The following is a 15,140-nucleotide window of genomic DNA, read 5'->3' on the forward strand; positions in this document are numbered from 1 at the left end:
AGCAACTGAACGCCCTGATCTCGACCTGAATTTTTAATCTCGACCTGAACGCGCCTCTCCCTTAAGGTAGGGCGCGAATAGACAACCGGCCGGCCCAAGCTCTCTTGGACGTCGACCCAAGACGGACGCCTATGAACCCGAATTTTCTAGATTTCGAACAGCCGATCGCCGACCTGCAAGCCAAGATCGAAGAGTTGCGCTTGGTCGGTAACGACAATTCGCTGAATATCGGCGATGAGATCTCCCGCCTGCAGGACAAAAGCAGCACGCTGACCGAAGACATCTTCGGCAAGCTGACCAGCTGGCAGATCGCGCGTCTGGCGCGTCACCCGAAACGTCCATATACCCTGGACTACATCGAACACATCTTCACCGAGTTCGACGAGCTGCACGGCGACCGTCACTTCTCTGACGACGCTGCCATCGTTGGCGGCGTGGCCCGTCTGGACGACCAGCCGGTGATGATCATCGGTCACCAGAAAGGCCGCGAAGTGCGCGAGAAGGTTCGCCGCAACTTCGGTATGCCGCGTCCGGAAGGCTACCGCAAGGCGTGCCGCCTGATGGAAATGGCCGAGCGCTTCAAAATGCCGATCCTGACCTTCATCGACACGCCGGGTGCTTACCCGGGCATCGACGCTGAAGAGCGCAACCAGAGCGAAGCGATTGCCTGGAACCTGCGTGTCATGGCTCGCCTGAAAACCCCGATCATCGCCACCGTCATCGGTGAAGGTGGTTCCGGTGGTGCACTGGCAATCGGCGTGTGCGATCAGTTGAACATGCTGCAGTACTCGACCTACGCGGTGATCTCGCCGGAAGGTTGTGCGTCGATTCTGTGGAAAACCGCCGAAAAAGCGCCAGATGCCGCTGAAGCCATGGGCATCACCGCCGAGCGCCTGAAAGGCTTGGGCATCGTTGATAAAGTGATCGGCGAACCTCTGGGCGGCGCTCATCGCGACCCGGTGGCGGCTGCTGCATCGATCCGTGCCGAGCTGACCTCGCAACTGGCGATGCTGAAGAAGTTCGACAACGAAGCGCTGCTCAAGCGCCGTTACGAGCGACTGATGAGCTACGGTCTCTGAGATTGACGCAGTACTAATGTAGGAGCCGGCTTGCTGGCGATGGCGGCCTTGAGGCTGGAGGTGTTTGACCGATCCCATCGCCGGCAAGCCGGCTCCTACATTTGGTCCTCGCAGTTTTGAAGTAGTGATTCTGTACCGGATTGCGGCGGCATTTTGAGATGAAACCTTTCAAACCGGACCTCCCCGCTAATCTGCTGAAAACCCTGGCTCCGTGGCGCAATGCTGCGAAATGGCACATCGCCTTCTCCGGTGGACTCGACTCCACGGTCCTTCTGCACCTTCTCGCCCATCTCGCCAAAACCGAACACCTCCCTGAGCTGAAAGCTATCCACATTCATCACGGCCTCCAGTCTGCGGCCGATGCGTGGCCGGAGCATTGCCAGTCAGTCTGTGATGCGCTGGGAATACCGCTGCAGGTCGTTCACGTCCAGGTTCAGCCCGGCGCCAGCCTTGAGCGTGCAGCCCGTGACGCGCGTTATGGCGCGTTCATCGAGGCTACTCAAGCCAATGAAGTGCTGTTGACCGCCCAGCATCGTGATGATCAGGCGGAAACCCTGTTGTTCCGATTGCTGCGTGGGGCAGGGGTGAGAGGGCTGTCAGGGATGCCGCGCCAGCGTGTGTTGGGCAAAGGGCATCTGGTGCGACCCTTGCTCGATGTCACGCGAGCAGAGTTGGAGGGGTACGCGAACGAGTACTCATTGAGCTGGATCGAGGATCCTTCCAATCAGGATCGACGTTTCTCGCGTAATTACTTGCGCAATCAGGTGTTCCCGGTGCTGACCGAACGCTGGCCTCAAGCGATGGCGACTATGGCTCGCAGCGCCGCGCATCTGAGCGAAGCGCAGGAATTGCTCGATGAGTTGGCGCAAATCGATCTGGCCCAGGCCAGCTCTATCAGTGAATTCGATTGGCTGGGTGTGCCGTCACTTGAGCTTTCTACGCTTGTCAGCCTGTCCGCCGCTCGCCAGCGAAATGCAGTGAGTCACTGGCTCTCGGCATTGACCCGTTTACCGGATAGCGACCATTGGTCGGGTTGGGAAGATTTTCGTGATGCTGCCGCGGATGCCTCTCCGGTCTGGCGCTTGGCCGATGGGGAATTGCATCGGGCGAACGGGCGGATCTGGTGGCTGTCGGGCTGCTGGCTGCGAACGCCGCCGCCCGCGCCTGATTGGCCTGATCCCTCGCTATCGCTGGCGTTGCCGGACAACGGCGTGCTGTCGCTCACCGGTCAAACCCCCGATGGCCCGTTGCATATCCGCTATCGTGAAGGGGGCGAGGTCATGAGTCTGCCCGAGCGCGGCCATCGTGATCTGAAGCGTTTGCTCAACGAACGTGGGGTCCCGGGCTTCGTCCGTGGCCGATTGCCGCTGCTCTATCAGGGCGAGCAATTGCTGGCGGTGGCGAGGCTGCGAGGCTTGAATGGCAGTGAGCAGGACGGCTGGAATTTGCATTGGCAACCACCGAACGAAGATCAAGGTTTGAGCTGAAAGGGGCTTTCCGGTAGACTACGCTCCCTTCTTGATACAACTTCTGTGGATTCGCCTGAATTGCAGGAGTTGCCGATTACCAAGCAGTCTTTGCTGGGCGATTCCAAAAAATGTGTAGCGAGCAACGTACCGGTGTTTCATCTTCCGGTCTGTCCCAACGCGGCGGTTTTTTTGAAAGGTGCACTGTGATTAATGCAGGTGATCGGGGGCTTCGGCCTTCCTTCGCTTTCCCCGGCGGCTCGGACCGCTTTAACGCAGACTTCTAGGGTTTTTCATGACGCGCTACATATTCGTCACGGGCGGTGTTGTTTCTTCATTGGGGAAAGGCATTGCATCGGCTTCATTGGCGGCCATCCTGGAGGCGCGGGGACTTAAGGTCACCATGCTGAAGCTGGATCCGTACATCAACGTCGATCCGGGCACCATGAGCCCGTTCCAGCACGGTGAAGTGTTCGTCACCCACGACGGCGCCGAGACCGACCTGGACCTGGGTCACTACGAGCGGTTCATCCGCACGACCATGACCCAGAACAACAACTTCACCACCGGCCGTGTCTACGAACACGTCCTGCGCAAAGAGCGCCGTGGTGATTACCTGGGCGCGACCATCCAGGTGATCCCGCACATCACCGACGAAATCAAGCGCCGGATCATCAAGGGCGCCGGCGATGCCGACGTGGCCATGGTCGAGATCGGTGGCACCGTAGGTGACATCGAATCCCAACCGTTCCTCGAAGCCATCCGCCAGCTGCGTTTCGAAGTCGGCGCCAAGCGCGCGATGCTGATGCACCTGACACTGGTGCCGTACATCGCCACTGCCGGCGAAACCAAAACCAAGCCAACCCAGCACTCGGTCAAGGAGCTGCGCTCCATCGGCCTGCAACCTGACGTGCTGGTGTGCCGCTCCGATCACCCGATCGACATCTCCTCGCGTCGCAAGATCGCGCAATTCACCAACGTTGAAGAACGTGCGGTAATCGCGCTGGAAGACGCCGACACCATCTACAAGATCCCGGGCATCCTGCATTCGCAAGGCCTGGATGATTTTGTGGTCGAGCGTTTCGGCCTGCAATGCGGCGGCGCTGATCTGTCCGAGTGGGAAGCCGTGGTTGACGCCAAGCTCAATCCTGAGCACGAAGTCACCATCGCCATGGTCGGCAAGTACATGGAATTGCTGGACGCCTACAAGTCGCTGATCGAAGCGATGAGTCACGCCGGCATCAGCAACCGCACCAAGGTCAACCTGCGCTACATCGATTCCGAAGACATCGAAAACCAGGGCACCGCGCTGCTGGAAGGCGTCGACGCGATTCTGGTTCCAGGCGGCTTCGGTCTGCGCGGCGTGGAAGGCAAGATCACCGCCGTCCAGTACGCTCGCGAAAACAAGGTTCCGTACCTCGGCATCTGCCTGGGCATGCAAGTGGCGGTCATCGAGTTCGCTCGTAACGTCATGGGCTGGAAAGACGCCAACTCCACCGAGTTCGATCGTGCAAGCGGTCACCCGGTCGTGGGTCTGATCACCGAGTGGGAAGACGCCACCGGCGCCGTTGAAACCCGTACCGAAACCTCCGATCTGGGCGGGACCATGCGTCTCGGCGCGCAGGATTGCCTGCTGGAGCCGGGTTCCCTGGTTCACGGCTGCTACGGCAAGGACGTGATCGTCGAGCGTCACCGTCACCGCTACGAAGTGAACAACAACCTGCTGCCGAAAATCATGGAAGCCGGTCTGAAAATCTCCGGTCGCTCCGGTGATGGCGCGCTGGTTGAAGTGGTCGAAGCCCCGGATCATCCATGGTTCGTCGCTTGCCAGTTCCACCCTGAGTTCACCTCGACGCCACGCGACGGTCACCCGTTGTTCAGCGGCTTCGTCAAAGCAGCTTTGGCTCAACACCAGAAGAAGGCTTGAACCTTATGGCGCAGAAGATCATCCGCGTAGGCGATATCGAGATTGCCAACGACAAGCCAATGGTGCTTTTCGGTGGCATGAACGTGCTGGAAAGCCGCGACATGGCGATGCAGGTCTGCGAAGAGTACGTGAAGGTTACCGAGAAACTCGGTATCCCTTACGTGTTCAAGGCCAGCTTCGACAAGGCCAACCGTTCCTCCGTGACCTCTTACCGTGGCCCCGGCCTGGAAGAGGGCATGCGGATTTTCCAGGACATCAAGCAAGCCTTCGGCGTGCCGATCATCACCGACGTCCACGAGCCTGAACAGGCCGCGGTCGTCGCTGAAGTCTGCGACATCATCCAGCTTCCGGCCTTCCTGTCGCGCCAGACCGACCTCGTGGTCGCGATGGCCAAGACCGGTGCGGTGATCAACATCAAGAAAGCCCAGTTCCTCGCACCTCAGGAAATGAAACACATCCTGAACAAGTGCGTGGAAGCGGGTAACGATCAGTTGATCCTCTGCGAGCGTGGTTCGAGCTTCGGCTACAACAACCTGGTGGTCGACATGCTCGGCTTCGGCATCATGAAGCAGTTCGAGTACCCGGTGTTCTTCGACGTGACCCACGCGCTGCAAATGCCTGGCGGTCGTGCCGATTCCGCCGGCGGTCGTCGCGCCCAGGTCCTCGATCTGGCGAAAGCCGGGATCAGCCAGTCACTGGCCGGTCTGTTCCTCGAAGCACACCCGGACCCGGACAACGCCAAATGCGACGGCCCTTGCGCCTTGCGTCTGGACAAACTGGAGCCATTCCTGGCCCAGCTCAAAGCTTTGGACGAACTGGTGAAGAGTTTTCCGACGGTAGAAACCGCGTAATCCTCATTTCTCCGGTAAAGTACCGCACGATTTGTTGCTCAGGCCCTCGGGCCTGAGCCTTATCGTCCGCAAGTCTGCCCGTTGCACATCACTTGCCGGCGATAAAAGATTTCCTTCAGCTGCGTCGTTTTCGTCAACTTTGGAGTGTTTACAACAATGGCAAAAATCGTCGACATCAAAGGTCGTGAAGTTCTCGACTCCCGTGGCAACCCCACCGTGGAAGCGGACGTGCTTCTCGATAACGGCATCATCGGCAGTGCTTGCGCGCCGTCCGGTGCTTCCACTGGCTCGCGTGAAGCGCTCGAGCTGCGTGATGGCGACAAGAGCCGTTACCTGGGCAAAGGCGTTCTGAAAGCCGTCGCCAACATCAACGGTCCGATCCGCGACCTGTTGAAAGGTACAGATCCAAGCGACCAGAAAGCGCTGGATCACGCGATGATCAAGCTGGACGGTACTGAAAACAAAGGCTCCCTGGGCGCCAACGCGATCCTCGCCGTTTCCCTGGCAGCGGCCAAGGCAGCAGCTCAGGACCAGGACCTGCCGCTGTACGCACACATCGCCAACCTGAACGGCACCCCGGGTGTTTACTCGATGCCGGTTCCGATGATGAACATCATCAACGGTGGCGAGCACGCCGATAACAACGTCGACATCCAGGAATTCATGGTTCAGCCGGTTGGCGCCAAGTCTTTCTCGGAAGGTCTGCGCATGGGCACCGAGATTTTCCATCACCTCAAAGCTGTGTTGAAGGCTCGTGGCCTGAGCACTGCCGTCGGTGACGAAGGTGGTTTCGCACCGAACCTGGCTTCCAACGAAGACGCTTTGAAAGTGATCTCCGAAGCCGTGGCCAACGCCGGTTACAAGCTGGGCACCGACGTGACCCTGGCACTGGACTGCGCGGCCAGCGAGTTCTACGAAGACGGCAAGTACAACCTGTCCGGCGAAGGCCAGGTGTTCACCGCTGAAGGTTTCGCCGATTACCTGAAAGGCCTGACCGAGCGTTACCCGATCATCTCCATCGAAGATGGCCTGGACGAGTCCGACTGGGCTGGCTGGAAAATCCTCACCGACAAGATCGGCGAGAAAACCCAGCTGGTAGGCGACGACCTGTTCGTGACCAACACCAAGATCCTGAAAGAAGGCATCGATAAAAAGATCGCCAACTCGATCCTGATCAAGTTCAACCAGATCGGCACCCTGACCGAAACCCTGGAAGCCATCCAGATGGCCAAGGCCGCTGGTTACACCGCCGTGATCTCGCACCGCTCCGGCGAAACCGAAGATTCGACCATTGCCGACCTGGCTGTGGGCACTTCGGCTGGCCAGATCAAGACCGGCTCCCTGTGCCGTTCCGATCGCGTTTCCAAGTACAACCAACTGCTGCGTATCGAAGAGCAGTTGAACGGCAAAGCCAAGTACAACGGCCGCAGCGAGTTCCGCGGTTAAGCTGTAGAAGGTAAAAAGACACCGGATTGTGTCGGAAAAATCGCGACAGCGACGTTTTTGCCACTAATCTGATGCCTTAAGAGCACAAGCCTGGATTTTCCAGGCTTCGTGCTATCAGAAGCTTCAAAGTTTTGGCATGGCTGTCTTTTTTCACTGGATACCTGATATTCGATGCGCAGTCCCAATTGGTTGTTCCTCGTCTTGCTCTTGTTGCTGGCTGGCCTGCAATACCGCCTGTGGGTGGGTAATGGCAGTCTGGCGCAAGTGGCCGAGCTGACTCAGCAGATCGCGGATCAACACGCAGAGAACGAAGGCTTGCTGGAGCGCAATCGGGTCATGGACGCCGAAGTCAGTGAGTTGAAAAAAGGCATGGAGACCGTTGAAGAGCGGGCTCGCCATGAGTTGGGCATGGTCAAGGACGGTGAAACCCTTTACCAGTTGGCTCAATGAATTCCTCGTTACCGGCCTTCTGGGCCGTTATCCCTGCCGCGGGCGTCGGTGCCCGTATGGCCGCAGACCGTCCCAAGCAATACTTGCACCTGGGCGGGCGCACTATTCTTGAACACAGCCTTGGCTGTTTCCTTGATCATCCTTCCCTGAAGGGGCTGGTGGTCAGTCTGGCTGTTGATGATCCTTATTGGCCCAACCTGGCATGCGCCAGCGATTCGCGTATTCAACGCGTTGACGGTGGCGCCGAGCGTTCCGGGTCGGTGCTCAATGCCTTGCTGCACTTGCATGCGTTGGGTGCGGACGATGAGGATTGGGTGTTGGTCCACGATGCTGCGCGGCCGAATCTGAGCCGCGATGATCTGGACAAGTTGCTGGTTGAACTGGCTGACGATCCGGTCGGCGGGCTGCTGGCGGTTCCGGCACGCGATACCCTGAAGCGGGTCGACAAGCACGGTCGTGTCGTTGAAACCGTGGACCGCAGCGTGATCTGGCAGGCGTATACGCCGCAGATGTTTCGACTTGGCGCGTTGCATCGGGCGTTGGCGGACAGTCTGGTGGCGGATGCTGTTATCACTGATGAAGCGTCGGCGATGGAGTGGGCTGGTTCATCGCCACGCCTTATCGAAGGGCGTTCCGACAATCTCAAGGTCACACGTCCCGAAGATCTTGAATGGTTGAGACAGCGCTGGGCTAACCGCCGCTGATTCTTCAGCGCTTGATAGATTGCAATCGCGGGCAAGCCCGCTCCCACAGTTTTTTGTAGTCCTTGTGGGAGCGGGCTTGCCCGCGATGGCGGCGGTCCAGACAACCAGCATTCCACTGACACACCGACCCTCTTCTAACTCCGGTACTCCGGCCTTTCGGCCAACCCTTCCTTCAAATAATCCACCAACTTGCGCACCTTCGGCGACAGATGCCGCTGCTGTGGATAAAGCGCCCAAACGGCAGTATTCGGCGGCTGATGAGCCTCCAGCAGCGAAATCAAATCCCCGCTTTTCAGATGCTCCAGCACATAGTAATCCGGCAACTGACAGAGCCCGACGCCCTGTAACGCCGCATCCAGCACTGCTTGCCCACTGTTGCAACGCCAGTTTCCCTGCACCCGCTGGGAAAATTCCCGCCCGTTCTGTTCCAGTTGCCACAGGTCCGAACTACCGATGAGGCAGTTGTGGCGGCTCAATTCCGACAAGCTATGTGGGCGACCATACCGTTCCAGGTAGGACGGCGACGCACACAAATACATGCGTCGCGGTGCCAGTCGCGTGGCGACCAGTCGCGAGTCCTGAAGGCGGCCGAGGCGGATCGCCAGGTCCAGGCCTTCATGCACCAGATCGAGTTGACGGTTGCTCAGCTCGATATCAATCCGCAGTTGCGGATAGAGCCCCATGAATCGCGTCACCAGCGGCACGATAAAGCGCTCGCCGTAGGCCACTGCGCAGGTCATGCGCAACATGCCTTTGGGCTCGCTGGTCAGGTCGCCGACGGCTCTGAGCGCTTCTTCACGACCGTCCTGCAACCGTTGGCAATGCTGCAAAAACGTTTGCCCGGCTTCGGTCAGCGTGACTCGCCGGGTGCTGCGGTACAGCAGGCGCGTCTGAAGGCGTTCTTCGAGGCGTACTATTTGGCGACTGATGTGGGAGGAAGACACCCCAAGGCGCTCTGCCGCCGCCGTAAACTGGCTGCACTCGGCCACGGCGACGAACTCGTCGATACCTTCCCAGCGGTTTTCGGACATTAACGATTATCCCTGTGTAGCAATAATGTTTTGCTTTTGTCCGGATTATTCACCGTAAGGCGCTGTATTACACTCACTGTCTCGTTTTATTCACTGGAGAACCAACATGATCAAGTCGCGCGCCGCCGTTGCCTTCGAGGCCAAGAAACCCCTCGAGATCGTTGAAGTCGATGTCGCCCTGCCCAAGGCCGGTGAAGTTCTGTTGCGTGTAGTTGCCTCCGGTGTCTGTCATACCGATGCCTACACCCTGTCGGGCGCTGACCCGGAAGGTATCTTCCCGTCGATCCTCGGTCATGAAGGTGGCGCGGTGGTTGAAGCGATCGGCGAGGGCGTGACCTCGGTCGCTGTCGGCGATCATGTGATCCCGCTGTACACCCCGGAATGCCGCCAGTGCAAATTCTGCCTGTCGGGCAAGACCAACCTGTGCCAGGCGATTCGTGCGACCCAGGGCAAAGGCCTGATGCCAGATGGCACCACGCGTTTTTCCTACAAGGGCCAGCCGATTTTCCACTACATGGGCACCTCGACGTTCTCCGAATACACCGTGCTGCCGGAAATCTCCGTCGCCAAGATTCCTAAAGAAGCGCCACTGGAAAAAGTCTGCCTGCTGGGCTGCGGCGTCACCACCGGCATTGGCGCGGTACTCAACACAGCCAAGGTGAAGCCGGGTGATACCGTAGCGATTTTCGGTCTTGGCGGTATTGGTCTGTCGGCGGTCATTGGCGCGGTAAAAGCCAAGGCTGCGCGCATCATCGCCATCGACATCAACCCGGCCAAATTCGAGATCGCCAAACAGTTGGGTGCAACCGACTGCGTGAACCCGAAAGACTTCGACCGTCCGATCCAGGAAGTCATCGTCGACATGACCGATGGCGGCGTCGACTTTTCCTTCGAGTGCATCGGCAATGTCCAATTGATGCGCGCCGCACTTGAGTGCTGCCACAAAGGTTGGGGCGAGTCGGTGATCATCGGCGTCGCCGGTGCCGGTCAGGAAATCGCTACCCGCCCATTCCAGTTGGTCACCGGTCGCGTCTGGCGCGGTTCGGCGTTCGGCGGTGTGCGCGGTCGTACCGAGTTGCCAAGCTATGTCGAAATGGCCGAGACCGGCGAAATCCCGCTGGATACGTTCATCACCCACACCATGGGCCTGGAAGATATCAACAAGGCTTTCGACCTGATGCATGAAGGAAAAAGCATCCGTTCCGTCATTCATTTCTGAGGTCGGTCATGAGCCTGGAAAATATCTCCTGCCAGAAAAGCTTCGGCGGCTGGCACAAACGCTACCGGCACCGCTCCGACGTGCTCGGTTGCGACATGGTGTTTGCCGTGTACCTGCCGCCGCAAGCGGAGCAGGGCGGCAAACTGCCGGTGCTGTACTGGTTGTCCGGCCTGACCTGCACCGACGAAAACTTCATGCAAAAGGCCGGCGCCATGCGCATGGCCGCCGAGCTTGGGTTGATCATCGTTGCCCCGGACACCAGCCCGCGCGGTCCCGATGTGCCGGGTGATCCGGACGGTGCCTGGGACTTCGGCCTCGGCGCCGGGTTTTATCTGAATGCCACGCAGGAACCCTGGTCGCGGCACTATCGGATGCATGACTATGTCGTGCAGGAATTGCCGGCATTGGTCGAAGCCCATTTCCCGGCTTCGGACAAGCGCGGTATCAGCGGCCACTCCATGGGCGGTCACGGCGCGCTGGTCTGTGCGTTGCGCAATCCGGGGCGTTATCAGTCGGTGTCGGCGTTCTCGCCGATCAACAATCCGATGGATTGCCCGTGGGGTCAGAAAGCCTTTTCCCGTTACCTGGGCGAAGACCGTTCGAAGTGGCGCGAGTGGGATGCCTGTGCGCTGATTGCCGAGGCTGACGAGAAGCTGCCGCTGTTGGTCGACCAAGGTGATCGAGATGATTTTCTCGCCACCCAGCTCAAGCCTGAAGCCCTGCAACAGGCGGCCAAACTGGCCGGTCATCCGCTGACGTTGCGCTTGCAACCGGGCTACGACCACAGCTATTTCTTCATCGCCAGCTTCATCGATGAACACTTGCAGCATCATGGACGTGCTCTAAGCGCCTAATGACTGACAAAGCAGGTAGAATCACGCCCTGACAAAAATCGGGGCGTTTTTTTATGCGTATTGGCCACGGCTATGATGTGCACCGTTTCGCTGAAGGCGATTTCATTACTCTGGGCGGCGTGCGCATTGCACACGGCTTCGGGCTGCTCGCTCATTCCGACGGTGACGTCCTGCTGCACGCCTTGAGCGATGCCTTGCTCGGCGCTGCTGCGCTGGGTGATATCGGCAAGCATTTCCCGGACACCGACCCGACATTCAAGGGTGCCGACAGCCGTGTGCTGTTGCGTCATGTCGTCGCACTGGTCCACGCCAAGGGCTGGAAGGTCGGCAACGTCGATAACACCATCGTCGCCCAGGCGCCGAAAATGGCCCCGCATATCGAATCGATGCGTGCGCTGATTGCCGCGGATCTTCAAGTTGAGTTGGATCAAGTGAACGTGAAAGCTACCACCACCGAAAAGCTCGGCTTTGTCGGTCGCGAAGAAGGTATTGCCGTGCACTCCGTTGCCTTGTTGCTGCGCGCATGAACGAACTGCAATTGCTTGGCCCGCGTGCCTATGGTGAAGCCCTCGGCACCGCTGTACTGAAAGCTACGGCGGAAGATTTCCAGGTCGATGAAGTCCTCAATATTCCTCTCAGCGGCGACGGCGAGCACCTGTGGATCTGGGTGGAAAAACGCGGCCTGAATACCGAAGAGGCAGCACGTCGAATCGCCAAGGCGGCGGGCGTGCCGTTGCGCACCGTCAGTTACGCCGGTCTCAAGGATCGTCAGGCGTTGACGCGTCAGTGGTTCAGCGTACAACTGCCGGGTAAGGCCGACCCCGATCTGTCGGCGGCGGAAAACGATACGCTGAAAATCCTCAAGACCGGTCGGCACAAACGCAAGCTGCAACGCGGTGCCCACTCGGCCAACGGTTTTACTTTGCGCCTCACGCAATTCGCTGGCGACAAAGCGGCGATCGAAGCGCGTCTGCAACTGATCGCCAAACAAGGTATTCCGAATTATTTCGGCGCCCAGCGTTTCGGCTTTGACGGTGGCAACGTGGTCGATGCCCGAGGCTGGGCCGCGCGCAAGGCTTTGCCGGAGCAGCGCAATGTGCGTTCGCGTCTGCTTTCCACCGCCCGCAGTTTTCTGTTTAACCAAGTGTTGGCGGCACGCGTCGCTGATGGCACCTGGCAGCAAGCGCAGGTTGGCGATCTGTTGGCGTTTACCGACAGCCGCAGTTTTTTTCCGGCCGGTGAGGCCGAGTGCAGCGACCCGCGACTGGCGATTCTCGACCTGCACCCGACCGGCCCGCAGTGGGGTGAAGGTGACTCGCCCGCGACGGGCGTTGTCCATGAACTGGAGCAGGCAATCGCCGCCCGTGAAGCAGACCTTCGCGATTGGTTGATTAACGCCGGAATGAGCCACGAACGTCGCATCCTGCGGCTGCCCATTGGTGGGTTGACGTGGCATTATCCCGAGCCTGACATTCTGCAACTGGAATTCGTCCTGCCGGCCGGATGCTTTGCCACTGTATTGGTGCGCGAGCTTGTTGATCTGGTGCCGGTGGGGCAGACGGACAGCCCATGCGTATTCTGATTTCTAACGACGATGGGGTAACCGCACCCGGTCTCGCCGCGCTTTATGCTGCGCTGGCGGATTACACCGAATGCGTGGTTATCGCCCCGGACCAGGACAAAAGCGGCGCCAGCAGTTCGCTGACGCTCGACCGTCCGTTGCACCCGCAAACCCTGGCCAACGGCTTTATCAGCCTTAATGGCACACCGACCGATTGCGTGCACCTGGGCCTCAACGGCTTGCTGGAGCGCGAAGCGGACATGGTGGTTTCCGGCATTAACCTGGGCGCCAACCTGGGGGACGATGTGTTGTATTCCGGTACCGTGGCAGCGGCCCTCGAGGGGCGTTTCCTGAAGCGGCCATCGTTTGCCTTTTCGTTGGTCTCACGGCAGGTCGAGAACCTTCCCACAGCCGCTTACTTTGCGCGCAAACTGGTGGAAGCCCACGCTGACCTTGACCTGCCACCGCGCACGGTGCTGAACGTGAACATTCCCAATTTGCCGCTGGACCACATCCGCGGAATCCAGCTGACTCGCCTCGGCCATCGCGCCCGCGCCGCGGCACCGATGAAAGTGGTCGACCCGCGCGGCAAGTCCGGTTACTGGATCGCCGCCGCCGGGGACGCCGAAGACGGCGGCCCGGGCACCGACTTCCATGCGGTGATGCAAGGCTATGTATCCATCACGCCGCTGCAACTGGATCGCACCTTCAATGATGCTTTCGCAAGTCTCGACGGCTGGCTGGAGGGACTGCGCTGATGGCTCGTGAACAAGACCCGATGCATCGCGGTATCGGGATGACCTCGCAACGTACCCGCGAGCGCCTGATTCAGCGGTTGTACGAGGAAGGCATTTCCAACACCAAGGTGCTGGAAGTGATCCGCCTTACGCCACGACACCTGTTTGTCGACGAAGCGCTGGCGCACCGTGCCTACGAAGACACGGCGTTGCCGATCGGTAACAACCAGACGATCTCCCAGCCTTACATGGTGGCCCGCATGAGCGAGCTGCTGCTGGAAGCGGGGCCTCTGGACAAGGTAATGGAAATCGGCACGGGCTCGGGTTATCAGACCGCAATCCTGTCGCAACTGGTCGAGCGGGTTTTTTCCGTCGAACGCATCAAGGTTCTGCAGGACCGGGCCAAGGAACGCCTGGTTGATCTGAACTTGCGCAATGTGGTTTTCCGCTGGGGCGATGGTTGGGAAGGCTGGCCTGCGCTGGCGCCGTATAACGGCATTATCGTGACGGCGGTGGCGACCGACGTACCTCAAGCCTTGCTCGATCAGTTGGCACCTGGAGGGCGACTGGTCATACCGGTCGGTTCGGGTGAAGTGCAACAGTTGATGCTGATCATCCGCGAAGAACACGGGTTTTCCAGGCGTGTTCTGGGGGCGGTGCGTTTCGTTCCATTGCTCAACGGCCCCCTGGCCTGAGCATTTGTCCGGGCGCTGTGAATTCTCTTCGATTGCCTCTGTCTTACGGCGGCGTCGATCGGTTAAACGGGTTTCATCGTCAGGTAGCAAACGTGTGCTTCGCTTCATTAAAGGTAAAGCCTGCACAGCCCGTTATACTGGTGACACTTCATGCCGGGAGCGCGGCAATTCAATATTTCAGCCACCACAAAGGGAGCGGCGGGTGAGTCTCACAGTCATTGCGCAGCGAATGGGTATAACGAGCTTTCAGCGCCTGGTGACTGGCCTAGTCTTGAGTACCTTGCTGGTCGGTTGTTCCAGCAACAAGTCGAGCGACGTACGCGTCGTCGATCGCAACAATGCCGTGGCCCAGCGTCCGGCAGTGACCACGGGCCAGTATGTGGTTCGACCTAAAGACACCTTGTTTTCCATCGCCTTTCGCTACGGCTGGGACTACAAAGCCCTCGCGGCACGCAACAACATTCCTACGCCTTACACGATACATCCGGGTCAGACGATTCGCTTTGACGGTCGCACCGGTTCAACGCCGACGGCGGTGGCCAGCCCGGCCGATTCGGCGCCTTCATCGTCGAGTAAAACCACAGTAATCCGGCGCCAGCCAAATGGCGCAACTACGACGACAACGGTGGTTGCACCGTCCGTCGCCAACAAGCCAGCACCCGCTCCGATGCCTCCTGCAGGCCCGGCCCCGACCGGCTGGGGGTGGCCTTCTAATGGCATTCTCATTGGAAAATTCTCTTCAAACGGTAGTTTGAATAAAGGAATTGATATCGCCGGGGATTTGGGACAGCCTGTTTTAGCTGCGTCTGATGGGACGGTGGTATACGCCGGGAGTGGCTTAAGGGGCTACGGCGAATTGGTCATCATCAAACACAGCGACACCTACGTCAGTGCCTACGGTCACAACCGCAGGCTGTTGGTTCGGGAGGGGCAGCAGGTCAAGGTCGGACAGACAATTGCCGAAATGGGGTCAACGGGTACAGACCGGGTGAAACTGCATTTTGAGATTCGCCGACAAGGTAAACCTGTAGATCCGCTGCAGTTCCTGCCACGTCGTTGATTTGTTACCAGCCTGTTCCGTCACGTAGAGGGAACAGGCTCCAGCGTTGCCAAGGATAAA

The 15,140-nt window shown here is 59.1% G+C and carries 15 protein-coding genes; 14 read left to right on the forward strand and 1 reads right to left on the reverse strand.

What is annotated here, in order from left to right; genetic code table 11:
- The first annotated feature begins 131 nt into the window (after window positions 1-131).
- The 7 genes from KGB27_RS02450 (at window position 132) to ispD (ending at window position 7,923) form a co-directional block, all read left to right on the forward strand.
- Window positions 132-1,079 (forward strand): acetyl-CoA carboxylase carboxyltransferase subunit alpha, encoded by a 948-nt coding sequence (locus KGB27_RS02450; RefSeq protein ID WP_008028987.1) that lies wholly within the window; start codon window positions 132-134, stop codon window positions 1,077-1,079.
- Window positions 1,080-1,237: 158 nt separating this feature from the next.
- Window positions 1,238-2,566, forward strand: coding sequence for a tRNA lysidine(34) synthetase TilS (tilS, locus tag KGB27_RS02455; protein ID WP_223553023.1), 1,329 nt, complete (start codon window positions 1,238-1,240; stop codon window positions 2,564-2,566).
- Between the two features lie 274 nt (window positions 2,567-2,840).
- The gene (locus KGB27_RS02460) at window positions 2,841-4,472 is read left to right on the forward strand and encodes a CTP synthase (protein ID WP_008028989.1); all 1,632 of its coding nucleotides are present in this window, start codon (window positions 2,841-2,843) and stop codon (window positions 4,470-4,472) included.
- Window positions 4,473-4,477: 5 nt separating this feature from the next.
- A complete protein-coding gene (kdsA, locus tag KGB27_RS02465) occupies window positions 4,478-5,323 on the forward strand; it encodes a 3-deoxy-8-phosphooctulonate synthase (protein ID WP_008028990.1) in 846 nt (281 codons plus the stop codon).
- Between the two features lie 156 nt (window positions 5,324-5,479).
- Window positions 5,480-6,769, forward strand: coding sequence for a phosphopyruvate hydratase (gene eno, locus KGB27_RS02470; protein WP_008039408.1), 1,290 nt, complete (start codon window positions 5,480-5,482; stop codon window positions 6,767-6,769).
- A 171-nt stretch (window positions 6,770-6,940) separates the two neighbouring features.
- Complete coding sequence (gene ftsB / locus KGB27_RS02475) at window positions 6,941-7,219, forward strand: cell division protein FtsB (protein WP_008028992.1); 279 nt, start codon at window positions 6,941-6,943, stop codon at window positions 7,217-7,219.
- Window positions 7,216-7,923 (forward strand): 2-C-methyl-D-erythritol 4-phosphate cytidylyltransferase, encoded by a 708-nt coding sequence (gene ispD / locus KGB27_RS02480; RefSeq protein ID WP_223553025.1) that lies wholly within the window; start codon window positions 7,216-7,218, stop codon window positions 7,921-7,923. The genes ftsB and ispD overlap by 4 nt, the downstream gene beginning before the upstream one ends.
- Before the next feature lie 134 nt (window positions 7,924-8,057).
- Here the strand turns inward: ispD and KGB27_RS02485 are convergent, their stop codons facing one another.
- Window positions 8,058-8,954 carry a LysR substrate-binding domain-containing protein gene (locus KGB27_RS02485; RefSeq protein WP_223553035.1) on the reverse strand — a complete coding sequence of 299 codons (897 nt, stop codon included), beginning with the start codon at window positions 8,952-8,954 and terminating at the stop codon, window positions 8,058-8,060.
- 106 nt (window positions 8,955-9,060) lie between these two features.
- Between KGB27_RS02485 and KGB27_RS02490 the strand changes: the two genes are divergently transcribed.
- From KGB27_RS02490 to KGB27_RS02520, 7 genes are all read left to right on the forward strand, one after another.
- Complete coding sequence (locus tag KGB27_RS02490; protein ID WP_008029001.1) at window positions 9,061-10,173, forward strand: S-(hydroxymethyl)glutathione dehydrogenase/class III alcohol dehydrogenase; 1,113 nt, start codon at window positions 9,061-9,063, stop codon at window positions 10,171-10,173.
- Window positions 10,174-10,181: 8 nt separating this feature from the next.
- Window positions 10,182-11,027, forward strand: coding sequence for an S-formylglutathione hydrolase (gene fghA / locus KGB27_RS02495; RefSeq protein ID WP_008029003.1), 846 nt, complete (start codon window positions 10,182-10,184; stop codon window positions 11,025-11,027).
- A 53-nt stretch (window positions 11,028-11,080) separates the two neighbouring features.
- Complete coding sequence (gene ispF, locus KGB27_RS02500; RefSeq protein ID WP_008029005.1) at window positions 11,081-11,554, forward strand: 2-C-methyl-D-erythritol 2,4-cyclodiphosphate synthase; 474 nt, start codon at window positions 11,081-11,083, stop codon at window positions 11,552-11,554.
- Window positions 11,551-12,609: a tRNA pseudouridine(13) synthase TruD gene (gene truD / locus KGB27_RS02505; protein ID WP_223553037.1), complete on the forward strand. Its 1,059-nt coding sequence runs from the start codon at window positions 11,551-11,553 to the stop codon at window positions 12,607-12,609. The genes ispF and truD overlap by 4 nt, the downstream gene beginning before the upstream one ends.
- Entirely contained in the window at window positions 12,597-13,346 is a 750-nt protein-coding gene (gene surE, locus KGB27_RS02510) for a 5'/3'-nucleotidase SurE (protein WP_008029009.1), read from the forward strand. Before truD ends, surE begins: the two co-directional genes overlap by 13 nt.
- 38 nt (window positions 13,347-13,384) lie before the next feature.
- Window positions 13,385-14,020, forward strand: a complete 636-nt coding sequence (locus KGB27_RS02515; RefSeq protein WP_177318174.1) for a protein-L-isoaspartate(D-aspartate) O-methyltransferase — start codon at window positions 13,385-13,387, stop codon at window positions 14,018-14,020.
- A 202-nt stretch (window positions 14,021-14,222) separates the two neighbouring features.
- Window positions 14,223-15,080: a peptidoglycan DD-metalloendopeptidase family protein gene (locus tag KGB27_RS02520; RefSeq protein ID WP_008029014.1), complete on the forward strand. Its 858-nt coding sequence runs from the start codon at window positions 14,223-14,225 to the stop codon at window positions 15,078-15,080.
- The last annotated feature ends 60 nt before the right edge of the window (window positions 15,081-15,140 follow it).

Origin of the sequence: Pseudomonas sp. BF-R-01 (genome assembly GCF_019946615.1) — a bacterium.
Classification (GTDB): domain Bacteria; phylum Pseudomonadota; class Gammaproteobacteria; order Pseudomonadales; family Pseudomonadaceae; genus Aquipseudomonas; species Aquipseudomonas migulae.